19 protein-coding genes are annotated in these 23,025 nt (G+C 75.2%); 6 read left to right on the top strand and 13 right to left on the bottom strand.

Going from position 1 to position 23,025, the window contains the following annotated elements; translation table 11 throughout:
* The first annotated feature begins 13 nt into the window (after positions 1-13).
* The gene (locus tag O7600_RS26745) at positions 14-361 is read left to right on the top strand and encodes a nuclear transport factor 2 family protein (RefSeq protein ID WP_281591180.1); all 348 of its coding nucleotides are present in this window, start codon (positions 14-16) and stop codon (positions 359-361) included.
* Here the strand turns inward: O7600_RS26745 and O7600_RS26740 are convergent.
* Both O7600_RS26740 and O7600_RS26735 read right to left on the bottom strand, forming a co-directional pair.
* Positions 351-1,052 (bottom strand): UdgX family uracil-DNA binding protein, encoded by a 702-nt coding sequence (locus tag O7600_RS26740; RefSeq protein ID WP_281591179.1) that lies wholly within the window; start codon positions 1,050-1,052, stop codon positions 351-353. The genes O7600_RS26745 and O7600_RS26740 overlap by 11 nt on opposite strands.
* Before the next feature lie 76 nt (positions 1,053-1,128).
* Positions 1,129-2,463, bottom strand: a complete 1,335-nt coding sequence (locus O7600_RS26735; RefSeq protein WP_281591178.1) for an aminotransferase class I/II-fold pyridoxal phosphate-dependent enzyme — start codon at positions 2,461-2,463, stop codon at positions 1,129-1,131.
* A 38-nt stretch (positions 2,464-2,501) separates the two neighbouring features.
* On the opposite strand from O7600_RS26735, the gene O7600_RS26730 reads away from it, so the two are divergent.
* The gene (locus O7600_RS26730; protein ID WP_281591177.1) at positions 2,502-3,749 is read left to right on the top strand and encodes a bifunctional pyridoxamine 5'-phosphate oxidase family protein/GNAT family N-acetyltransferase; all 1,248 of its coding nucleotides are present in this window, start codon (positions 2,502-2,504) and stop codon (positions 3,747-3,749) included.
* Positions 3,746-4,408: a leucine efflux protein LeuE gene (gene leuE, locus O7600_RS26725; protein ID WP_099162030.1), complete on the top strand. Its 663-nt coding sequence runs from the start codon at positions 3,746-3,748 to the stop codon at positions 4,406-4,408. Before O7600_RS26730 ends, leuE begins: the two co-directional genes overlap by 4 nt.
* A gap of 83 nt (positions 4,409-4,491) precedes the next feature.
* On the opposite strand, the gene O7600_RS26720 is transcribed toward leuE, so the two are convergent.
* From O7600_RS26720 to O7600_RS26675, 10 genes are all read right to left on the bottom strand, one after another.
* Complete coding sequence (locus O7600_RS26720) at positions 4,492-5,415, bottom strand: sporulation protein (RefSeq protein ID WP_281591176.1); 924 nt, start codon at positions 5,413-5,415, stop codon at positions 4,492-4,494.
* A gap of 88 nt (positions 5,416-5,503) precedes the next feature.
* On the bottom strand, positions 5,504-6,568 hold the full coding sequence (locus O7600_RS26715) for a hemolysin family protein (RefSeq protein WP_091579773.1): 1,065 nt from the start codon (positions 6,566-6,568) through the stop codon (positions 5,504-5,506).
* Positions 6,565-7,920, bottom strand: a complete 1,356-nt coding sequence (locus O7600_RS26710; RefSeq protein ID WP_281591175.1) for a hemolysin family protein — start codon at positions 7,918-7,920, stop codon at positions 6,565-6,567. The genes O7600_RS26715 and O7600_RS26710 overlap by 4 nt, the downstream gene beginning before the upstream one ends.
* Positions 7,921-8,086: 166 nt before the next feature.
* A complete protein-coding gene (gene mnhG, locus O7600_RS26705; protein WP_281591174.1) occupies positions 8,087-8,422 on the bottom strand; it encodes a monovalent cation/H(+) antiporter subunit G in 336 nt (111 codons plus the stop codon).
* Complete coding sequence (locus O7600_RS26700) at positions 8,419-8,682, bottom strand: monovalent cation/H+ antiporter complex subunit F (RefSeq protein WP_091579786.1); 264 nt, start codon at positions 8,680-8,682, stop codon at positions 8,419-8,421. The genes mnhG and O7600_RS26700 overlap by 4 nt, the downstream gene beginning before the upstream one ends.
* A complete protein-coding gene (locus tag O7600_RS26695; protein ID WP_281591173.1) occupies positions 8,679-9,332 on the bottom strand; it encodes a Na+/H+ antiporter subunit E in 654 nt (217 codons plus the stop codon). Before O7600_RS26695 ends, O7600_RS26700 begins: the two co-directional genes overlap by 4 nt.
* Complete coding sequence (locus O7600_RS26690; RefSeq protein WP_281591172.1) at positions 9,329-10,834, bottom strand: Na+/H+ antiporter subunit D; 1,506 nt, start codon at positions 10,832-10,834, stop codon at positions 9,329-9,331. Before O7600_RS26690 ends, O7600_RS26695 begins: the two co-directional genes overlap by 4 nt.
* On the bottom strand, positions 10,831-11,307 hold the full coding sequence (locus O7600_RS26685; protein ID WP_281591170.1) for a Na(+)/H(+) antiporter subunit C: 477 nt from the start codon (positions 11,305-11,307) through the stop codon (positions 10,831-10,833). Before O7600_RS26685 ends, O7600_RS26690 begins: the two co-directional genes overlap by 4 nt.
* Positions 11,308-11,480: 173 nt before the next feature.
* Complete coding sequence (locus tag O7600_RS26680) at positions 11,481-14,318, bottom strand: Na+/H+ antiporter subunit A (RefSeq protein WP_281591169.1); 2,838 nt, start codon at positions 14,316-14,318, stop codon at positions 11,481-11,483.
* Positions 14,319-14,454: 136 nt separating this feature from the next.
* On the bottom strand, positions 14,455-14,808 hold the full coding sequence (locus O7600_RS26675; RefSeq protein WP_281591168.1) for a hypothetical protein: 354 nt from the start codon (positions 14,806-14,808) through the stop codon (positions 14,455-14,457).
* 178 nt (positions 14,809-14,986) lie between these two features.
* Between O7600_RS26675 and O7600_RS26670 the strand changes: the two genes are divergently transcribed.
* Together O7600_RS26670 and O7600_RS26665 are read left to right on the top strand one after the other, a co-directional pair.
* Positions 14,987-19,819, top strand: coding sequence for a DEAD/DEAH box helicase (locus O7600_RS26670; protein WP_281591167.1), 4,833 nt, complete (start codon positions 14,987-14,989; stop codon positions 19,817-19,819).
* Between the two features lie 112 nt (positions 19,820-19,931).
* A complete protein-coding gene (locus tag O7600_RS26665; protein ID WP_281591166.1) occupies positions 19,932-20,762 on the top strand; it encodes an SAM-dependent chlorinase/fluorinase in 831 nt (276 codons plus the stop codon).
* A gap of 124 nt (positions 20,763-20,886) precedes the next feature.
* On the opposite strand, the gene O7600_RS26660 is transcribed toward O7600_RS26665, so the two are convergent.
* The gene (locus O7600_RS26660; protein ID WP_281591165.1) at positions 20,887-22,125 is read right to left on the bottom strand and encodes a hypothetical protein; all 1,239 of its coding nucleotides are present in this window, start codon (positions 22,123-22,125) and stop codon (positions 20,887-20,889) included.
* Between the two features lie 108 nt (positions 22,126-22,233).
* Here O7600_RS26660 and O7600_RS26655 point away from each other — a divergent pair, with 108 nt between their 5' ends.
* Entirely contained in the window at positions 22,234-23,025 is a 792-nt protein-coding gene (locus O7600_RS26655; RefSeq protein ID WP_281591164.1) for a DNA-formamidopyrimidine glycosylase family protein, read from the top strand.

The following is a 23,025-nucleotide window of genomic DNA, read 5'->3' as shown; positions in this document are numbered from 1 at the left end:
CTAGCGTGCCGGTGTGGACGCACGCGCGCTGATCGAGGAGTTCAACGCCGCCTGGTCGCGGGGCGACCAGGCGGGGATGGCCGGCTGCCTGGCCGAGGACGTCAGCTACTGCCCGAACGCCTGGGACGGGCCGGCCGGCACGGTACGCGGGCGGGCCGCCGTCGTCGCCGTCCTCGCCGGGCAGTCGGGTGCGGGCGAGGGCCCGGCGCTCGGCGCGGTCTGGGCCACCGACGACCGTGCGGTCTGCGAGTGGGCGTGGCCGCCGGCCGAGGACGGCACGGTGCTGCGTGGGCTGGACGTCTATCGGGTCCGCGACGGGCGGATCGTCGCCAAGGACGTGTTCGGCAAGATCACTTCTTGAGCGCCCCGGCGGCCACCCTCAGGTCGGCGACCAGCCCCTCGTACGCGACGTCCTGGTTGTCGGCGCGCAGCACGGCGGAGGGGTGGATGGTCGCCAGCAGCCGGGTCGCCGGCGCGTCGGCGACCGCGCCGGTCCGGTCCACCGGCACCCGGGCGAAGTCCTCCGGGTGCTGCGCGGCAGCCGGCCACGGCAGCAGCTCGCCGCGTTGCCGCGTCACCCGGAACGTGGGGCCGAGCAGCGCCTTGGCGGCGGTGGCGCCGAGCACCACCACGAGGTCCGGGTGCAGCCGGGCGAACTCGGCGACCAGCCAGGGCCGGCAGGCCGTGATGTGCACCCGGTCCGGCGTCTGGTGGATGCGTCGCGTGCCGCGCCGCTCGAAGCGGAAGTGCTTCACCGCGTTGGTCAGGTAGATCTGGCCGGGATCGAGGCCGGCGTCGTCGACGGCCCGGCGCAGCAGGCGACCGGCGGGGCCGACGAACGGCAGTCCCTTCTGGTCCTCGACGTCGCCGGGCTGCTCGCCGACGAAGACCACCCGGGCGTGCTCGTCACCGCGCCCGAAGACGGTCTGCGACGCGTCCCGGTACAGCTCGCAGCCCCGGCAGCCGGCCGCCGCGGCGCGCAGCTCGTCGATGGTGTCCGCCCGTGGCGGGATGAACTCCTGCGCTCCGGGCGCGCTGTCGGTCTCGGCCATGCCGACCGTTCTACCCCGTCCGCCGCGCCCCACGCGACCGCCCTGCCGCGAGGTCGTCGAGCGGGGCCCTCGCCGGTCAGGTGGTGAAGGTGAGGCCGGGACGCAACGCGCCGACGAGCGCGTCGGCCAGCCCGGAAAGCTCACCCTCGTCGAGGGAGCTGACGGTGACGCGGACGGCGGGGGCGGCGGCGATCCGGTAGGGGCTGCCGGGGGCGACCGACCAGCCGGCGTCGCGCAGGGCGGTGACCGCGACCGTCTCGTCGGGCACCGGCACCCAGACGTTGATCCCGGTGCGTCCGTGCGCGGCCACCCCACGCGCGGCGAGCGCGGCGACCAGCCCGTCGCGCCGCCGGTCGTAGCTGTCCGCCGCGCGCCGCACCAGGTCGGCGGTGGCCGGGTCGCGCCAGAGCGACAGGACCAGGCGTTGCAGCACGGTGGAGACCCAGCCGGCGCCGACCCGCGCCCGGCCGGCCACCCGGGCGACGGTGGCCTCGTCCCCGGCCAGCACGGCGAGCCGCAGGTCGGGTCCGTAGGGCTTGCTCACCGACCGGACGAAGGCCCACGTCGGGGTCGCCCCGGCGAGCGGGTGCAGGGGTACGCGGGCCAGCTCGGCGGCGTGGTCGTCCTCGATCAGCAGCAGGTCGGCCCGGCCGGCGAGCAGCGTCCGCAGGGCCGCCGCCCGGTCGGCGGAGACGGCCGCCCCGATCGGGTTCTGGGCCCGGCTGGTGACGACCAGCGCGCGCACCCCGGCGGCCAGCGCGGCGCGCACCCCGGGCTCGGTCGGGCCCTCGTCGTCCACCGGCACCCCGACGGTACGCAGCCCGAGCGCGGCGACCAGGTCGAGCAGGTTGGCCCAGCCCGGGTCCTCGACCGCCACCGCGTCGCCGGGGCGCAGGTGCGCGGCGAGCAGCCGTTCGATGCCGTCCAGCGCGCCCCCGGTGACGGTCAGGTCGGCGGCCGGCACCCCGTCGGCCGCGAACCGGTCCCGGGCGACGGCGGCCAGCTCGGGCAGGACGGCGACGCTCGCGTACCCGGTGGGGGGCCCGATCTCGGCGGCGAGCGCGGCCAGGTGCGGCCCGAGCGGGGGCAGCAGCCGCGGGTCGGGGTGCCCGGCGGAGAGGTTCCGGGTGCCGGGTCCCGGTGGGGGCGCCAGCGCGGCCCGGCGGGTGGCCACCGGCGGGCGGGGCCGGACCCGCGTGCCGTGTCGGCCGGCGGTGGCGACCAGGCCGCGTTGCCGCAGGTCCTGGTAGGCCTTCGCGACCGTGGCCGGGCTGACGCCGAGGTCGCCGGCGAGTGCCCGGACCGCCGGCAGGGCGTCGCCCGGGGCGAGCGCGCCGGCGCGGATGCCGGATTCCACGCTCGCCGAAAGGGCGGCCGACGTGGATCCACTGATCTGATAACGTGCTGCCACAGTTTGTGGATTGTACTAGAACAAAGGTGGGATGCCGCATGTACCCCCCGACCCCACGCACCACCGCCACCCGCACCCGGGACCGGATGCACTACGACCGGGCCACCGCCCACGCGCTGCTGGACGAGGCGTACCACTGCGCGCTGGCGTTCACCGTGGACGGTGAGCCGCGGGTCCTGCCGACCCTGCACGTCCGCGTCGACGACACCCTCTACCTGCACGGCTCGACCGGCAGCCGGCCGCTGCTGGCCGCCCGGGGCGACGCCGGGCTGCCCGTCTGCGTCGCGGTCACCCACCTCGACGGGCTGGTCTACGCCCGCTCCCAGTTCCACCACAGCGCCAACTACCGGTCCGTGGTCGTGCACGGCACCGCCCGGCTGGTCGACGACGCCGCCGAGAAGGCCACCGTGCTGACCGCGCTGGTGGAGAAGGTGGCGACCGGCCGGTCCGCCGAGAGCCGGCCGCCGAACCGGCGCGAGCTGGCCGAGACCGCGGTGCTCGCGCTGCCGCTGCGCGAGGTCTCGGTACGCACCCGGACCGGCGGGGTCAACGACGAGCCGGCGGACGAGAGCCTGCCGTACTGGGCGGGCGTGCTGCCGCTGCGCCTCACGCCCGGGCGGCCCGAACCGGCCCCGGGCGTCACCGCGCCGGTTCCGGCGTACCTGCGGCCGGCGCGATCTCCCTGGCTGGACCCGGTGGTGCTGCGCGGCGAGCACGTGCTGCTGGAGCCGCTCGACCTCTCCCACGCCGACGAACTGCACGCCGCCACCGAGGATCCCGAGGTGTGGCGGCACCTCGGCGGTCCGCAGCCGGCCGACGTCGCCGAGATGCGCCGGGTGATCGCCGCCTACCTGGACGCGCAGGAGTGCGGCGAGCGGGTGTGCTGGGTGCAGCGCTGCGCCGTCACCGGCGCGGTGGTCGGCACGACCTCGTACTACGAGATCGACCCGGTCCGCCGGTCGCTGGGGATCGGGCACACCTGGCTGGGCCGGCCGTGGTGGCGGACCGGCGTGAACACCGAGGCGAAGCTGCTGCTGCTGGGTCGGGCCTTCGACGACCTGGACGCGGTGCGAGTGGTGTGGCACACCGACATCCGCAACGAACGTTCCCAGCGGGCCATCGAACGGCTCGGCGCGAGCCGGGAGGGTGTGCTGCGGCAGCACCGGCAGCGCCCCGACGGATCCTGGCGGGACACCGTGCAGTACTCGATGCTCGCGCAGGAGTGGCCGAACGCACAGGCCAGGCTGCGGGAACGGCTTCGCCCGACGGTGCCGGCCGGGTCATGATGTCCGGCGTGCTGGGGATCACCGACATCGGAACGTACGTGCTGGGCACCGTGGCGATCGTGCTGCTGCCCGGCCCGAACTCGCTCTTCGTGCTCGCCACCGCCGCCCGCCGCGGCGTGGCCACCGGTTACCGGGCCGCGGCCGGGGTCTTCGTCGGCGACGCCGCGCTGATGGTCCTCTCCGCCGCCGGGGTGGCCTCGCTGCTCCGGGCGTACCCGCCGCTGTTCCTCGTGATCAAGTACGCCGGCGCGGCGTACCTCGGGTGGTTGGGGCTGGCCATGCTGCGCGGCGCGTGGCGGCGCTGGCGCGACCGCAACGATCCGGCCACGCCGCGCCTGATCGACGAGGTCGAGCCGGCGGCCGAGCGCGACCCGTTCCGGCGGGCGCTGACGATCAGCCTGCTCAACCCGAAGGCGATCCTGTTCTTCGTGTCGTTCTTCATCCAGTTCGTCGACCCCGGCTACGCCTGGCCGGCGCTGTCGTTCCTGCTGCTCGGGTTGATCGCGCAGGTGACCAGCGTGCTGTACCTGACCGCGTTGATCTTCACCGGCACGTTCCTGGCCGCCCAGTTCCAGCGGCGTCGGCGACTCGCCGCGACCGGCACCACCGCCGTGGCGATGCTGTTCCTCGGGTTCAGCCTCAAGCTCGCCGCCGGCTGAGGTGAAAGGAAGGGCCCCTTCTTAACGCGAGCGGTAGAGGAAGGGCCCCTTATTAACACCCGCGCGCGGAGCGGGGACGGCGATCAGGTGCCGTCGCCGCCGCTCCCGCCGCCACCGACGCCGCCGGCCGTGCCACCCAGGCCGTAGCCGGGGGCGACGGGCTGGTCGGGGTGGCGGCTGACGTGCGCCGACTCGCGGATCGTGGCCGACCAGTCGGCGTGCGACGCGGCCGCCGCGTGCCGGTCGATGGCGTGCCGCAGCCAGCCGTCCACTGTCGCCACCCAGTCCCGCTGGTCGGCGCCGGCGTGCCAGACCCGGAACCGGCTGATGCTCTGGTGGGTGACGCCGGCCAGGGAGAGCCGCCGGTCCAGCCAGAACAGCACCTCCATGCCGACCGAGGTGGTCACCATGATCACTTCGAGTTCGGTCATCGGGCCGGCGTAGAGCGGCGCGGCCCAGAAGCCCAGCCGCTGCTGGAACGGCAACGTCTGCTCCACCCCGGGCAGCCGCCCCTGCTGGAACCCGGCCTGGCGCATCACGAAGCCGAGCGTGTCCAGCGCGGCGAGCAGGTGCTGCTGGGTGGGCAGCGGGTGGATCAGCACCGGCACCATCTCGCCCTGGTCCAGGTCCGGGTCGACGGACACCTCGGTGCGCAGCCCGGTGCGCAGGCTCAGCAGCGGCACCCCGCCGAACATGGTGACCGGCGTCTCCCACGGCAGCGGCACCGCGAAGTCGACCGCCCGCCGCCGCCCGGCCGGCACCACGAAGCGCCCGGCGATCGGCCACCGGTGGTACTGCACGAGCCGGCGCGCAGACCCCGGGTCCTCGGGCTCGACCTGGGTGACCAGCCCCAACCGGATGTGCCGGACCAGGACGTCCTCGCCGTCGGCGCGCAGGATCACCCGCCCCGGCAGGCGCAGTCCCGGCCGGGTGCTCGGGTTCGGCAGCGTGGTGCTCACCGAGAGCCCGGTCCAGGCGGTCCCCCGCGACACGCCGGTCAGCCGCATGCCACGGCATTCCCGCTGCCCGCGCGCGCATGCGCGGTGGCGGTGTCCGGGTGCTCCGGACACCGCCACCGCGACAGACCGGTGGCGGTCAGCGCATCCGTCGGCCCCGCGGCACCGGGTCGGTCTCGTCGTCGAACTCGCCGATGACCTCCTCCAGCAGGTCCTCCAGCGCGACGAAGCCGATCGGCCGGGTCGGCCCGCCGCCGTTGCGCACGAGCGCGAGCTGGGCCTGCCGGCCGCGCATCGCGGCCACCGCCTCGGTCACCGACGCCTCGGCGGGCAGCGTGAACGCGTTCGTCATCAGCTCCTCGGCGGTCGCCGGACGCCCGGTGGTGACCGCGCGCACCGCCTCCCGCACGTGGACCAGACCGCACACCTCGCCGCCGGCGTCGACCACGGCCAGGCGGGACCGGCCGCTGTCCCGGGAGACGTGCTCGATCCGCTCGGCGGTGTCGTCCCGGCGGACCGTGACGATCCGGTCGAACGGTTCCATCACCTGGGCCACGGTGGTGCCCTGCAACTCCAGCATGCTGGTCAGCAACTGGTGCTGCTCGGCGCCGAGCAGGCCGTGCTCCCGGGACTGCTCCAGCAGGATGCGCAGCTCGTCCGGGCCGTGCACCTGGGCGAGCTGGTCCTGCTGCTGCACGCCGACCAGTCGCAGCATCGCGTTGGCCAGCCCGTTGAGCAGGGAGAGGACCGGACGGGCGATCCGGGCGAAGGCCCGGAACGGCAGCGCCAGCAGCATCGCCGAGCGCTCCGCGTCGGTGATCGCCCAGGACTTCGGGGCCATCTCGCCGACCACCAGGTGCAGGAACGTGACCAGCCCCAGCGCGAACACCAGGGCCACCACGTGGCTGGCCGCGTCCGGCAGGCCGACCGCGTGCAGCAGCGGACTGAGCAGGTGCTCGATGGCCGGCTCGGCCAGCGCGCCGAGGCCCAGCGTGCACAGCGTGATGCCGAGCTGGGCGCCGGCCAGCATCAGGCTCAGCTCGCGCACGCCGTCCAGCGCCGCGCGGGCCGCCCGGCCACCACCGGCCGCCGACTGTTCCAGCCGGTACCGCTTGGAGGCGACCAGCGCGAACTCGGCCGCCACGAAGAACCCGTTGAGCGCCAGGAGCACCCCGGAGAAGATGAGCGCGAACCCGGGGGTCATGCCGCTCCCTCCCCGGGCACGTCGGCGGTTGGGCGCAGCCGCACCGAGTCGGCCACGTGCCGGTCCACGGCCAGCACCTCGACCAGCACCCGGGGCCCGGACGCCGACTCGTCGCCGTCGACCACCTGCGCGATCTCCAACCGGTCACCGACCTCGGGCACCCGGCCCAGCTCCCGCATGACCAGCCCGGAGAGCGTGTCGTACTCCGGCGCCTCGGGCAGCTCGATGCCGGTGCTGTCGGCGACCTCGTCGATCCGCCAGCGCGCCGGCACCACCCACGAGCCGTCCTCCTGCCGTGCCGGAGCGCGCTCCGGCGGGTCGTCCTCGTCCCGGATCGGCCCGACCAGCTCCTCCGCCAGGTCCTCCAGCGTGATCACGCCGGCGAAGCCGCCGTACTCGTCGACCACGCAGGCGAGCTGCCGGTGCCCGGACCGCAGGCGGTCCAGCACCGTCGGCAGGGGCAGCGTCTCGGGCACCAGCAACGGGGGTACGGCCACCGCGTCGACCCGGGTGGTCGCGCGCTCGGCCGGGGGCACCCCCAGCACGTCGGCGATGCCGACGATGCCGACCAGGTCGTCGACGCCCTCGGCGCCGCGCACCGGGAACCGGGAGTGGCCGGTGTCGAGCATCTCCACGATCCGGCTGACCGGCTCGTCGGCGCGGACGGTGTGCACGTCCACCCGGGGCACCATGGCCTCGCCGGCGGTCAGCTCCCGGAAGTCGAGGCCCCGGTCGAGCAGGTCGGACATGGTCGCGTCCAGGTGCCCCTCCTCCCGGGACTCGGCGATGATCTGTTCCAGGTCCTCCGGGGTCGCGCCGCTGGGCAGCTCCTCGATCGGCTCGATGCCGACCCGCCGGAGCAGCCGTACGGCGGCCCGGTCGAAGAGCGTGATCAGCGGCCCGGCGATCCGCAGGTACATCAGGGTGGAGCGGGACAGCGCCCGGGCCAGCGGCTCGGCCCGGGCGATGGCCAGGTTCTTCGGGGCCAGCTCGCCCAGGACCATCTGCACCACGGTGGCGATGACCAGGGCGAGCGCCACCGACAGCGGCAGCGCCACGGCGCTGGACACGCCGGTGAGGCCGAGCAGCTCGGCCAGCCCGGCACCCAGGAACGGCTCGGCGACGTAACCGACCAGCAGGGCGGTCACGGTGATGCCGAGCTGGGCGCCGGAGAGCATGAAGGAGAGCCGCCCGGTGACCTCCAGGGCCCGGGCCGCGGCACGGTCGCCACCGTCGGCGAGCTGCTTGAGCTTGCCCCGGTCCACGGCGACGTAACCGAACTCCTGGGCCACGAAGTAACCGGTGGCGGCGGTGAGCACGATGATGAGAAGAAGGCCGACGAGGATCAGCACGGGAGGTTCAGGGCTCCCGGGGTCGTCGGGTCGGGAAGATGCCGGGTACGACCCGGCCGGCTACTGCTGCCCTCCGGGGCAGGAGAGTCGATCATGCCGCCATTTTATCGGTGCTCGCTGGACGCCCGCTGAAGGTGCCGAAAAGCCTCCCCCCACGTCCGGTTCCTCACCGTTCGGCCAGCTCGTCGACGTCCAGCAGCGTCCGGTCGACCCGCCCGGACCGGTAGGCGGCCCGGCCGATCATCTGCGCGGCGACCGGCGCGGTGGAGAGCTGGAAGATCGCCACCAGCGCCAGCATGCCCAGGTCCGACGGCGTACGCAGCCGCAGCGCCAGGCCGGCCAGGAGCAGCAGCACGCCGAGCACCTGCGGCTTGGTGGCCGCGTGCATCCGGTCCAGCGGGTCCGGGAAGCGCACCAGCCCGATCCCGGCGACCAGGCTGAGCAGCGCCCCGGCCAGCAGCAGGATTCCCCCGGCCCAGTCCGCGACCCCGCTCGCGCTCACGACTCGGCGCGGACGGCGAAGCGGACCAGCGACACCGACCCGACGAACCCGAGCAGGGAGAGCACCACCAGGATCGGCAGCGTGCTGGCGTGCCGGTTGACCGCCGCCTCCGCCCCCACCGCGCCGAGCATGGCCGCCAGCAGCAGGTCGGCGCCGACGACCCGGTCGAGCAGGGACGGGCCGCGGTAGATCCGGGCCAGGGCGAGCAGCGCGGTGGCCGAAAGCAGCACGGTCAGCGCGACGGCGAGCAGGACGGTCACGGGTGGTTCCTCCGTTCGACGGGTTCGAGGTCGAGCTGGCGTACCTCGGTGGGAGAGCCGACGGCGCGGACGATGCGCCGTTCGACGGAGAGCACGCGCGCGCGGCTTCCGGCCAGGTCCTCGGGGCCGCGCACGTCGAGCACGTGCACGTAGAGCACGCCCCGCGCGCGGTCGATGTCGAGGATCAGGGTGCCCGGCACCAGCGAGACCACCTCGGCGGTGAGCGCCAGGTTGAGGTCGGTGCGGACCCGCAGCGGCACCGCGATGATCGCGCCGCGCGGGCGGTAGCCGGGGCGTACCGCGACGGCGGCGACGTGCAGGCTGGCGCTGACCAACTCGGCCATGAACGTGCCCGCGAACACCAGCAGCGCGCCCGGGCGGAGCCGGCCGCCGAACGTGACCGGCGGCAGCGGGAAGAAGACCAGCACGGCCGTGCCGAGCACCAGGCCGGCGAGCAGGTTGCCCCAGGACACGTCGCCCCAGAGCAGCAGCCAGGCGACGACCAGCCAGCCGAGCGCCAGCGCCTGGTCGCGCCGCCGCCCGCCCCGGCCCACCGCCGGCGCGGGCGGGTCCGGCCGCGGCGTGGCCTGGGGTACGTCGCCGCTCGACTCCCCCACGGGGCCCCGACCCGGGGGCAGGTCGTCGGTCACGGCACGTCCCGGGGCAGCACGGCCCGCACGTACGGGGTGCGCTGGCGCAGGTCGGTGGCGGCGTCGGCGGTGACCTGGAACAGCGGCCCGGCCGCCAGGGTGAGCAGCACGCCGATCGCGACCAGCGCGGTGGTGGCCCCGACCATCAGGCCGGGCAGCCGCACGATCGGCGTGTCGGTGGCCAGCCGGGGCGCCCGCCAGAACGCGATGTTCCACACCCGGGACGCGGCGTAGAGGGTGAGCAGGCTGGTCATCGTCCCGGCCGCGACCAGCACGAAGGGCAGCGGACCGCCGGCCGACACGCCGGCCTGCAGCAGGCCCAGCTTGCCCAGGAAGCCGGAGAACGGCGGGATGCCGGCGAGGTTCATCGCCGGCACGAAGAAGAGCACGGCGAGCAGCGGGGTGATCCGCGCCAGCCCGCCCAGCCGGCGCAGGTCGGTGCTGCCGGCCCGCTCCTCGACCAGACCGGCGACCAGGAAGAGCGTGGTCTGGATGGTGATGTGGTGCACCACGTAGAAGATCGCCCCGGACAGGCCGGCGACGCTGCTCAGCGCCACCCCGAAGATCATGTAGCCGATGTGGCTGACCAGGGTGAAGGAGAAGAGCCGCTTCATGTCCGACTGGGCGACCGCGCCGAGGATGCCGACCACCATGGTCAGGCCGGCCACCACCATCAGCAGGCCGTCCACCTGGCCGCCCGGGAACAGCAACGTCTCGGTGCGGATGATCGCGTACACACCGACCTTGGTGAGCAGGCCGGCGAAGACGGCGGTGACCGGCGCGGGCGCGGTCGGGTAGCTGTCCGGCAGCCAGGCGGAGACCGGGAAGACCGCCGCCTTGATGCCGAACGCGAGCAGCAGCATGAGCTGCAAAGTCAGGCGTACGCCGGAGGGCAGCGCGTCCAGCCGGCCGGCGAGCTGCGCCATGTTCAGGGTGCCGGTGGCCGCGTAGACCAGCCCCACGCCGGACAGGAACAGCATCGACGACAGGATGCTCACCACCACGTACGTGGAGCCGGTGCGCAGCCGCGCCTCGGTGCCGCCGAGCGTGATCAGCACGAAGCTCGCGGCGAGCAGGATCTCGAAGCCGACGAACAGGTTGAACAGGTCGCCGGCCAGGAAGGCGTTCGTCACGCCCGCGGTGAGCACCAGATAGGTGGGGTGGAAGATGCTCACCGGCGCCGTCTCACTGGTCTCCCCCCGCCCCTGTCCGATCGAGTAGAGCAGCACGCAGAGCGTGACCGCCGAGGAGACCACCAGCATCAGCGCCGCCAACTGGTCGGCCACCAGCACGATGCCGACCGGCGGCGGCCAGCCGCCCACCCGCACCACCACCGGCCCCTGCCGGTACGCCTGCACGAGCAGCACCGCCGCGACCACCAGCACGCTGCTCAGGCACAGCACGCTGATCGACCGCTGCAACCGGGGCCGTCCGGCCAGGATCAGGGTGAGCGCGGCGCCGAGCAGCGGCACCACCACCGGCAGCGGCACCAGCGCGCTCATGTGCCGTCCCGGCGCAGTCGGCGGCGGGCGGGCTCCGGGTCGACCTGCTCCGGATCGTCGTCCGGGCCCTCGCCCCCCAGGTCGGCGGTGGACACCTCGTTGCGCTCGGCGAGCCGGACGATCTGCCGGTCCTCCAGGTCGTCCTGCACCTCGTCGTCGCCGCTGGTGTACCAGCTGCGATACGCGACCGCGAGCAGGAACGCGGTCAACCCGAACGTGATCACCACGGCGGTCAGCACCATGGCCTGCGGCAGCGCGTCGCTCATGTCACCGGCCGGCGCGCTGCCGACCAGCGGCGCCGCGCCGGACCGCCCGCCCAGCAGGATGAGCAGGTTCACCCCGTTGCCGAGCAGGATCACGCCGAGCAGGATCCGGGTCAGGCTGCGCTCCAGCAGCAGCGTGACGCCGGTGGCCACGAGCACCCCAACCGCCAGCACCAGCACCAACGTCGGCCCGGCCGCCCCCCGCGTCACGGAACCTCCCCTGATCGCGACTGCGGGGCTCGCAACCCCGGCTCACTCCTCGCGCTCACGGAACCTCCCCTGATCGCGACTGCGGGGCTCGCAACCCCGGCTCACTCCTCGCGCTCACGGAACCTCCCCTGATCGCGACTGCGGGGCTCGCAACCCCGGCTCACTCCTCGCGCTCACGGGGTCCCGCCCTCGCGCTGGACGGTCAGGCCGCGACCCGGTTCGCCGGCGGCCTCCACGTGCCGGTCCACCTCGGCGCCGAGGCTGCGCAGGATGTCCAGCACCAGCCCGACCACCACCAGGTAGACGCCGATGTCGAAGAAGAGCGACGTGACCAGGTAGAAGTGGCCGACCAGGGGCAGCCACAGGTCCACCTTCACGCTCTGCAGCACGTCGCCGGTCAGCGCCAGGCCGACCACCCCGCTGCCGACCGAGACGGCCAGCCCGGCACCGAGCACCATCCCGGCGCCGACCGGCGCGGCCTCGGCCAGCTCGTACCGCCCGCCGGCCAGGTAGCGCAGGGCCAGCGCGAGGCCGGCGACGAGCCCGCCGGAGAACCCGCCGCCCGGCGCGTTGTGCCCGGAGAAGAGCAGGAACAGCGAGAAGAGGAGCATGGTGTGGAAGATCAGCCGGGTGACCACCTCGAACACGATCGAGCGCCGCCGCTCGCGCAGCGTCTGCCCGCCGCGCAGCCACACCGTGCGCCGGTCCCCGGGGCGCAGCCCGGCCGGCTGGGGTCGGCGTGGCCGGGGCCCGGTGCGGGAGCGTTCGAAGATCAGGCTGGCCACCCCGGTCGCGGTCACCACGAGCACCGCGAGCTCCCCCATCGTGTCCCAGGCCCGGATGTCGACCAGCGTCACGTTGACCACGTTGCGGCCGTACCCCTCGGCGACGCTGAGGTCCGGGAACGCCGCGGAGATCGACGGCGCCCGCCGCGCGCCGGACGCGGCCAGCGCCAGGCCGGCCATCACCAGGCCGGCGGCGAGCCCGACGCACCGGCGCACCCAGCGGCTGCGGCGCAGCGGGCGGGCCGAGAAGCGTTCCGGCAGCCGGCGCAGCACCAGCACGAACACGGCGATGGTGGCGGTCTCCACCAGGAACTGGGTGAGGGCCAGGTCCGGCGCGCCGTAGAGGACGAACATCATCGCGGTGCCGTAGCCGGTCACGCCGACCAGCAGCATCGCGGTGAGCCGGCGGCGCGCGCCCACCGCGAGCACCGCGGCGACCGCGATCACCACGCAGACCACCAGTTGGGCGGGGTTGTCCCAGGGCGCAAGGTCGACCCGCCAGGGCGCGGTGGCCAGCATCGCCGTGCCCGGCACGAGCACCAGGGCGACCAGCACGGTGCCGAGGTACTGCGGCAGCGAGCCGCGCTGGGTGGCGCCGGTGACCTCGATGGCGAGCAGGTCGAACCGGTGCGTCACCCACTCGTACCCCTGGTTGCCGCCCACCGGCGACCGCAGTCGGGCCAGCACCGGGGCGAGCGGGCCGCGGACCAGGTGCAGCACCACGCCGCCGGCCAGCACCAGGGCGGAGAGGCCGAGCGCCGCGGTGGGCCCGTGCCACAGCGCCAGGTGCTCCTCGACCGGGCCGAACAGCTCCGCGTACGGCTCGAACAGGCCGCTCAACCAGCCGGCGGCCGGTCCGGCGACGAGCCCGGCCACGGCGAGCACCGTGGGCGGCACGAGCATCGCGGCCGGTGGCCGCGCCATCTCGGTGTCCGGCACGCCCGGCCGGGTGCCGAACGCGCCCCACAGGAAGCGGATGCTGTAGGCGACGGTCAGCGCGCTGCCGGCCACCAGCACGGCCAGCACCAGCGGGTCCCCGGTGAACGCGGCGAGCACCGCCTCCTTGCCCACGAACCCGAGCAGCGGCGGCAGCCCGGCCATCGAGGCGGCGGCCAGGCCGGCGACCGTGGCCAGCACCGGGGCGGCCCGGCCCACTCCGGACAGGTCCCGCAGGTCCCGGGTGCCGGCCTCGTGGTCGAGGATGCCCACGACGAGGAAGAGGGCCGCCTTGAACAACGCGTGCGCCGCCAGCATCGCCACGCCGGCCAGCGCCGCCTTCGGGGTGCCCGCCCCGAACATCACCGCGAGCAGGCCGAGCTGGCTGACCGTCCCGTAGGCCAGCAGCAGCTTGAGGTCGGTCTGCCGCAACGCCGCCCACCCGCCGATCACCAACGTGACCAGCCCGGCGACCACGGTGACCGGCCGCCACCCTCCGGCCGGCGCGAGCGCCGGGCCGAGCAGGCCCAGGAGGAAGACGCCGGCCTTCACCATCGCGGCGGCGTGCAGGTACGCGCTCACCGGCGTGGGCGCGGCCATCGCCACCGGCAGCCAGGCGTTGAACGGGAAGACCGCGGACTTGGCCAGCGCGCCGGCGAGGACGAGCAGCACCGCCGTGACCAGGTAGCCGCCGCCGGGCAGCGGCGCGGCGGCCACCACCGACCAGCGGTAACCCCCGGCGTGGTGACCGAGCAGCAGGAACCCGACCAGCATGGCCAGCCCGCCGAGCGTGGTGACGGTGAGCGCCTGGGCGGCGGCCCACCGGCTGGACCGGCGCTCGGTGCTGTGCCCGATCAGCAGGTAGGAGAAGACCGTGGTCAGCTCCCAGAACACGTAGAGCAACAGCAGGTCGTCGGAGACGACCAGACCGACCATCGCCCCGGCGAAGGCGACCATGACGGCGGCGAACCGGGCCAGCCCGACGGAGCCGGCCTCGAAGTAGCGGGCGGAGTAGACCAGCACCAGCGCGCCGACGCCACCGACCAGCAGCAGCATCAGCCAGGACAGCGTGGTCACCCGCAGCGCCAGGTCGAGGTCCAGTTGCGCGATCCAGGGGTACGTCTCGACCACCGCGCCGCCGTCGCGTACCGCCCCGGTGTGGGCCACCGCCCAGCCGGCGGTGGCGGCCGGGGCGAGCGCGAGCAGCAGGCAGGCGCGCGGACCCCAGGTGCGGACCAACAGCGGGGCGAGCAGCGCCGCCACCAGGTGCAGGATCAGCAGGACGAGCACACGCACTCCCGGTCGAGGCGACAGCGCGCGGGGGCACGCTGCGGGTACGACCGATCAGACGCCACTTCCGCACCCACCCGCGCCGTTTTCCGAAAACCCACCCGCCCCACCGGCGAGGGGTGCCGTGGAGCCGGGATCAGGGGAGCGGGGCGGGGGTTGGGCTGAGGTCCGCCGGGGCCGCCGGGTGGCCGAGCTGGCGGGCCGCCTTGTCGACCACGCGTTGCGCGGCGGCGAGGGAGCGGACCGGTAGCCGGGCGTCGCGGGTCTCCCGACGCAGGACGAAGTAGTGCACCGCGGCGCGGACCAGGGCCCGGTCCGCGGCGCTGGAGAAGGCGGTGGCGACGACCAGCTCGCGCAGGCGCCGGGCCACTTCCTCGGCCAGTTCCAGGTCGGAGCCGCGCAGGTTGGCGCGGAGCGTGGCGAGCCGGCTGTCGACCTTGCGGATGAGCACGTCGGTGCCGGGCCTGGAGCCTCGCTCCTCGACGGTCATCGATCGCCTCCAGCCGCGCCGCGTTGCGAGTGAAGTTACTTTATGTTGCACCCTGCAAGCAAGCAGTTAAGTAAGACTTAACGGATTAACCGCCCATTACTCGCTTGGAATGTGTGCCCGGGACAGAACCGGTCCCACGTCCGGCCGGATGTCACACCGGCGCGGCAGGATGGTGGGCGTGGCGGACGACGTGGCCCCGGCCGACGGGGTGCTGGCGGAATTCGGCGCGGCGACGCGGGAGTGGTTCGCCGCGGCCTTCGCCGCGCCCACGCCCGCCCAGCGGGGCGCCTGGCACTCGGTGGCCGCCGGGCGCAACGCCCTGGTCGTCGCACCCACCGGTTCCGGCAAGACCCTGGCGGCGTTCCTCTGGTCGCTCGACCGGCTGGCCAAGGAACCACCGCCCGCCGACCCGAGGCGCCGTTGCCGGGTGCTCTACGTCAGCCCGCTCAAGGCGCTCGCCGTCGACGTGGAGCGCAACCTGCGCGCTCCGCTCACCGGCATCCGTCAGGCCGCCACCCGGCTCGACCTCGTCCCGCCCGACATCACCGTCGGCATGCGCACCGGCGACACCCCGGCCGACGAGCGGCGGGCCTTCGCCCGCACCCCGCCGGACATCCTCATCACCACCCCCGAGTCACTGTTCCTGCTGCTCACCTCCGCCGCCCGCGACTCGCTGCGCGGGGTGGACACCGTAATCGTCGACGAGGTGCACGCGGTGGCCGGCACCAAGCGCGGCGCGCACCTGGCGCTCTCGCTGGAACGTCTCGACGCGCTGCTGGAGCGCCCGGCCCAACGGATCGGGCTGTCCGCCACGGTCCGCCCGATCGACGTGTGCGCCCGGTTCCTCGGCGGCGCCCGCCCGGTTGACGTGGTGCAGCCACCGGCCGACAAGACCATCGAGGTCAGCGTCCAGGTTCCGGTGGAGGACATGACCCGCCTCGACGAACAGGAGCCCCCGGAGGACGAGCTGGGTGGCCTCGGCCCGCGCCGGCCCTCGATCTGGCCGGCCGTGGAGGAGCGCGTGCTCGGGCTGATCCGGGCGCACCGGTCCACCATCGTCTTCACCAACTCCCGGCGCAGCGCCGAGCGGCTCTGCGCGCGCCTGAACGAGCTGGCCGCCGAGGAGCTGGAGGCGTCGACCCCGCCCGGGGGCAGCCGCGCGGCCCGGGGCGGTGAGCCGGTGCGCGTATCCGATCTGTTGCCGACCGGCGACGGCCCGCCGGCCGGCGACGGCGGTCCGGTGGAAGCGGACGGCGACGGTCCGGCGGACGCGGCAGGCGGCGGTCCGGCGGACGCGGCAGGCGGCGGTCCGGCGGACGCGGCAGGCGGCCGGAACGGGGCCGCCGCAGCCGGTGACCGGGACGCGGCCGACAGGGCCGGCGGCCGGAGCGGGGCCGAGGCGTTCGGCGGGCCGGTCGGGCCGGTGCGCGCGCCGCGGCAGCCGGCGGAGGTGATGGCGCAGTCCGGCGCGGCGGCCGGTGCCCCCCCGGTGATCGCTCGGGCGCACCACGGCAGCGTCTCCCGCGAGGAGCGCAAGCACATCGAGGAGGCGCTCAAGTCCGGCCAGCTCCCCGCCGTGGTCGCCACCTCCAGCCTGGAGCTGGGCATCGACATGGGCGCGGTCGACCTGGTGGTGCAGATCGAGGCGCCGCCGAGCGTCGCCGCCGGGCTGCAACGGGTGGGCCGGGCCGGGCACCAGGTCGGCGCCGTGTCGCGCGGCGTGGTCTTCCCCAAGCACCGCGGCGACCTGCTCTCCTGCACCGTGGTGGCCGAGCGGATGGGCGAGGGCGCGATCGAGGAGTTGCACTACCCGCGCAACCCGCTCGACGTGCTGGCCCAGCAGATCGTCGCCATGGTGGCGCTGGAGCCGTGGCAGCTCGGCGACCTGGCCGTGCTGGTCCGCCGCGCGGCGCCCTTCGCCGAGCTGCCCGACTCGGCACTGCACGCGGTGCTCGACATGCTCTCCGGGCGCTACCCGTCGACCGCGTTCGCCGAGCTGCGCCCCCGCCTGGTCTGGGACCGGGCCACCGACGTGCTGACCGGCCGGCCCGGCGCCCAGCGGCTCGCCGTGACCAGCGGCGGCACCATCCCCGACCGGGGTCTGTTCGGTGTCTTCCTGGCCGGCGCCGAACGGGCGGCCCGGGTGGGCGAGCTGGACGAGGAGATGGTCTACGAGTCCCGCGTCGGCGACGTGTTCCTGCTCGGCTCGTCGTCCTGGCGGATCGAGGAGATCACCCCCGATCGGGTGCTGGTCTCCCCCGCGCCCGGCCAGGCCGCCCGGATGCCGTTCTGGAAGGGCGACCAGCTCGGCCGCCCGGTGGAGCTGGGGCGGGCGATCGGCGCCCGGGTCCGGGCGCTGCTGCGGCAGTCCGACGCCGACGCGGTGGCGGCGCTGCGCGCCGGCGGGCTGGACGACTGGGCCGCCGGCAACCTGATGACCTACCTGCGCGAGCAGAAGGCGGCTACCCGCTCGCTGCCCGACGACCGGACGGTGGTGGTCGAGCGCTTCCGCGACGAGCTGGGCGACTGGCGGTTCGCCGTGCACTCGGTGCTCGGCGCCCGGGTCAACGGGCCGTGGGCGCTCGCCATCGGCCGCCGCCTGGCCGAACGCTACGGCGTGGACGCCCAGGTCATGCCCTCCGACGACGGCATCGTGGTCCGGCTGCCGGACACCGCCGACGAGCCGCCCGGCGCCGACGTGGTGGTCTTCGAGCCGGACGAGATCGCCCAGCTGGTCGAGGAGTCGGTCGGCACGTCGGCGCTGTTCGCATCCCGGTTCCGCGAGTGCGCGGCCCGGTCGCTGCTGCTCCCCCGCCGCGACCCGCGTCGCCGCCAGCCGCTCTGGCAGCAGCGCCAGCGCGCCGCGCAACTGCTCGACGTGGCCCGCGAGTACGCCGACTTCCCGGTCACCCTGGAGGCGGCCCGGGAGTGTCTCCAGGACGTCTTCGACCAGCCGGCGCTGGCCGAGCTGATGCGTGACTTGGCCGCCCGCAAGGTGCGCCTGGTCGAGGTGGAGTCCGAGCGCCCGTCCCCGTTCGCCCGGTCGCTGCTCTTCGGCTACGTCGGGGCGTTCCTCTACGAGGGCGACGCGCCTCTGGCCGAGCGGCGTGCCGCCGCGCTGGCCCTCGACTCCGGGCTGCTCGGCGAGCTGCTCGGTCGGGTCGACCTGCGGGAGCTGCTCGACCCGGCGGTGCTCGCCGAGACCGAACGCCAGCTGCGGTGGCGCACCGAGCAGCGCCGGCCCCGCGACGCCGAGGACGTGGTCGAGCTGCTCCGCGTGGTCGGTGACCTGAGCACCGCCGAGCTGGCCGAGCGGGGGGTGCCGGAAGCCTGGCCGCAGGAGCTGGCGGCGGCCCGCCGCGCGCTGCGGGTCCGGATCGCCGGCGAGGACCGCTGGGTGGTCGTCGAGGACGCGGCCCGGCTGCGCGACGCGCTGGGCGTGGCGCTGCCCGTCGGCGTGGCCGAGGCCTACCTCGCCCCGGTGGCCGACCCGCTCGGCGATCTGGTCGCCCGGTACGCCCGCACCCACGGCCCGTTCGCGGCGGCCACCTGCGCGGCCCGGTTCGGCCTCGGCGTGTTCGTGGTCGAGCAGGCGCTGCGCCGGCTCGCCGGCAACGGCCGGGTGGTCTCCGGCGAGTTCGCGCCGGACAGCGTCGGCACGCAGTGGTGCGACGCCGAGGTGCTGCGGCTGCTGCGCCGCCGCTCCCTCGCGGCGCTGCGACGGGAGATCGAGCCGGTGCCGCCCCGGGCGCTGGCCGCGTTCCTGCCCCGCTGGCAGCAGGTCGGCTCGTCGGCCCGGGGGGTGGAGGCGGTCGCCGCGACCGTCGAGCAGTTGCAGGGCGCGACGGTGCCGGCGTCCGCCTTGGAGCGTCTGGTGCTGCCCGCCCGGGTGGCCGACTACTCCCCCGCCCAGCTCGACGAGCTGTGCGCGAGCGGCGAGGTGGTGTGGGCCGGCGCCGGCGCGATCTCCGGCGGCGACGGGTGGGTGGCGCTCGCGTACGCCGACATCGCGCCGCTGCTGCTGCCGCCGCCGGACGAGGCGCTGACGCTCACCCCGCTGCACGAGTCCGTGCTCGACGCGCTCGGCGACGGGCAGGCGCTCTTCTTCCGCTCGCTCGCCGACCGGGTCGGCTCCACCGACGACGCCGCGCTGTCGGGCGCGGTGTGGGATCTCGTCTGGGCCGGCCACCTGACCAACGACACGCTCGCTCCGCTGCGGGCCGCGCTGGGCGCCGGCGGGGCCCACCGGTCCCGGCCGTCGGCGCCGCGCACCCGCTACCGTCGCCCCGGCCGGGTCGCGCTGCCCAGCCGCGGCGGCCCGCCCACCATGGCCGGCCGCTGGTCCCGACTGCCCGAACGCGACCTCGACCCGACCCGTCGGGCCGCCGCCCTGGCCGACCTGCTGCTCGAACGGCACGGCGTGGTGACCCGGGGCGCGGTCGTGGCGGAGCAGGTGACCGGCGGTTTCGCCGCGGTCTACCCGGTGCTGTCCGCGCTGGAGGAGCGCGGGGCGGCCCGGCGCGGCTACTTCGTCGAGGGCCTCGGCGCGGCCCAGTTCGCGGTGCCCGGCGCGGTCGACCGCATCCGCGCGCTGACCGACGACACCCGCGATCGGGGCGGCCCGACCGTGGTGCTGGCCGCCACCGACCCGGCGAACCCGTACGGCGCGGCGCTGCCCTGGCCGGAACGCGTGGTCGACTCCGGCGACGGCACGGCCCCGGCCACCGGCCACCGGGCCGGCCGCAAGGCGGGCGCGCTGGTCGTGCTCGTCGGCGGCGACCTGGTGCTCTATGTCGAGCGGGGCGGGCGCACGATCCTGTCGTTCACCGACGACACCGACACGCTCGGCGCGGCGGGCAAGGCGCTCGCCGACGCGGTGCACTCCGGCGCGCTCGGCGCGATCTCGGTGGAGCGTGCGGACGGCGAGGCGGTGCACGCCTCCCCGCTGCGCGACGCGCTCACCGCCGCCGGCTTCCGGGCCACCCCGCGCGGCCTCCGTCTCCGCGGCTGAACCCGCCCGCCCTCGTTAGGGTTGGTCGGCGATCACGAGGAGGGCGGATGGCCGCGATCCCCGCACGACCCGACGGCATCTCGTCGTCCGTCCGACGCCACCGGCCCCGGCGATGACCCGCCCCGGCGGACCGGGTGGCCCGGGCGCGGACGGCGCCGACGCCCCGCCCTGCGTCTCGTTGACCACGGACTACGGGCTCGCCGACGGTTTCGTGGCGGCCTGCCACGGGGTGCTGGCCCGGCTCGCGCCCACCGCCCGGGTGATCGACGTGACGCACCTGGTGCCGCCGGCCGACGTACGCCGAGGCGCGGCGGTGCTCGCGCAGACCGTGCCGTACCTGCCGTGGGGCGTGCACGTCGCGGTGGTCGACCCCGGGGTCGGCACCGAGCGGCGTGGGATCGCGCTGGCCACGCCCGGTGGGCTGCTGGTCGGGCCGGACAACGGGTTGCTGATTCCGGCCGCGGAGGCGCTCGGCGGGGTGACCGACGCGGTGGAGCTGACCAACCCGGACTGGCTGGGCCCGGTCGTCTTCCGCACGTTCCACGGGCGGGACGTGTTCGCGCCGGTGGCCGCCCGGCTGGCGCTCGGCGCGCCGCTCGCCGAGGCCGGACCGGCCGTGGACCCGGGCACGCTGGTCCGGCTGCCGGAACCGGTGGTCCGCGCCGAGCCGGGCAGCCTCAGCGCCGAGGTGTCGACCGTCGACCACTTCGGCAACGTGCAACTCGCCGCGCCCGGCTCGCTGCTCGACGGCCTGCCGTCCCGGGTGCTGGTGAACGGGCGCGAGGCGGTGCACGGCCGCACGTTCGGCGACGCCCCGCCCGGCGCCCTGGTGGTCTACGTCGACTCGGCCGCCCGGGTGGCCGTCGCGGTGAACACCGGCCGAGCCGCCGACACCCTCCAAACCACCCCAGGCGACGTCGTAACAATCACCCCTCATCCCTAACCCCCGCCTCTCTCCCGCGATCTTGCAGTTGGTGCCCCGGCATAACGGGTGAATGCCCCCGGGACGGGGCCGAAACTGCAAGATCGCGGAGGAGAGCGGGGAGGGACGGGGACGGGACGGGGCGTCAGCAGCGGGGGACGGTGCCGCCGTAGACCGAGGACAGGTAGGCGTAGCTGACGTAGGTGCCGCCGACCAGGCGGTACCACCTGGTCGTGGTGCGGTAGGTGCCGGCGATCCGCTGGCCGGTCACGTAGCACTGGACCGGCACCTGGGCGTGGGTGGCGGCCAGGCCCCGGCTCGCGTACGAGGTGCCCGCGCCGGTGCGCAGGTTCAGCGGCCCGGAGCCGACCACCGCCCGCGCTCCGCCGCCGGTCCACAGCAGCGTCACGTCCACCCACGCGTTGTCGCTCAGCCGCAGCCCGTCCCAGAACGTGCCGTCGGCCAGGTCCAGCCCGGCGGGGTTGCGCACGGTCCGCCCGAACTGGTCGCGTCCGCCGTTGTAGCCGTTCTGGTAGGCGGCCTGCGCCTCGGGCAGCCCCTGCGGCAGGTCCTTCCAGTTCTCCCGGACCGCCGGCGGGTTCCACCAGTCGTCCCGGGTGTTCCACGGGCCGACGTCCCAGACCGGGGCGTACTCGCAGCGGCTGCCGCTGGTGGTGCAGACCTTGACCGTGTAGTCGCCGGTGCCCCGGGGGGAGAGACCCCGCCGGGTGGGCAGCGCCGCGAAGTGGTCCCGGGTGGCGACGGTGTGCCCGTTGGCCGTGACGCCGCCGACCAGACCGATCCGGGTCGCGTACACCCGGTAGGTGCGCGCGGCGGCCGGTTGGGCCGCGGTGGCGGTGACCCGGTCGGCGGTGAGGGTCAGGCCGGTCACGGCGGCCTCGGAGGTGGCGTCGCGGGTGGTCAGCACCACGCGCGCCTGCACCCGGGTGACCGGCTGGTCGAAGACCGCCTCGGTGGCGTCGCGCCACTCGGTCCAGCCGCGGGCGCGCCAGCCGCGCACCTGGGCCGTCGCGCCGCCGCCGTCGGCGGTCCGGGCGGCGAGCCGGGCGCGGACCCGGGTGGCGGGCCGGTCCAGCGCGCGCGGCGCGGCGAGCAGGATGCCCTCGGCGACCGGGCCGGCCGTGGCGGCGGGCCGGGTGCGGGCGCCGGGGCGCGGGTCGGCCAACCGCAGGCGGCCGGACCGCCAGGCGACGTTGACGTCGTCGCCGCCCCGCACGGCGAGGTCGACGGTCCAGCGCTCGGCGGCGGGGCTCGGCGCGGCGGCGGGTGGCGGCGCGGCCGTCGCGGGGGCGCCGGGCAGTCCGGCGGCGACGGCGAGCAGGGTGGTCAGGGCGACGAGGGTACGTCGTCGGGCACAGGCCATGTCATTCTCCTCAGAACCTCCTGATCGTTGCGTTTCCGCAGATCAAGTGGAACCTCACTACAAATAGCGACACATGCGAATTCCCCTCGGCCGGGGGACAATGGGCGGGTGCCCGAAGGCGACACCGTCTGGAACACCGCGCGCGTCCTGCAACGCGCGCTGGCCGGGGCCCGGCTCACCGGGTCCGACTTCCGCGTGCCGCAGCTGGCCGCCACCGACCTGACCGGCTGGACCGTGCGCGAGTCGGCGAGCCGCGGTAAGCACCTGCTGCTGCGTCTCGACGACACCGACGCCACGCCCTGGACGCTGCACTCGCACCTGCGGATGGACGGCGCGTGGCGGGCGTACGCGCCGGGCGAACGCTGGGCGGCCCGGCCGGCCCACCTGATCCGGGTGGTGCTCCGCTCCCCCGGCGCGGTGGCGGTCGGCTACCACCTGCACGAGCTGGCGCTCGTGCCGACGGGCGAGGAGGAGTCGCTGGTCGGTCACCTCGGGCCGGACCTGCTCGGGCCGGACTGGGACCCGGACGAGGCGGTCCGCCGGCTGGCCGCGCACCCGGACCTCAGCATCGGCGAGGCGCTGCTCGACCAGCGCAACCTGGCCGGGGTGGGCAACCTCTACAAGTGCGAGGTGCTGTTCCTGCGCGGGGTGTCCCCGTGGACGCCGGTGCGCGCGGTGCCGGACCTGGCCGGCACGGTCACGCTGGCCCAGCGGCTGCTGGCCGCCAACCGGGGGCGCTGGACGCAGAGCACCACCGGTGTGCTGCGCCGGGGCGGAACCAGTTACGTGTACGGCCGGCGGGCCCAGCCGTGCCGGCGCTGCGGGACCGCCGTCCGCAAGGAGGAGCTGGGTGACCGGGTCACCTACTGGTGCCCGGCCTGCCAACCCGAACGCGAGTGA

The organism is Micromonospora sp. WMMA1998, from assembly GCF_027497375.1.
In the GTDB taxonomy this organism is placed as follows: Bacteria; Actinomycetota; Actinomycetes; order Mycobacteriales; family Micromonosporaceae; genus Micromonospora; species Micromonospora sediminicola.
Note: the sequence above shows the minus strand (reverse complement) of the source record. Positions and strands in the feature narration are given on the sequence as shown.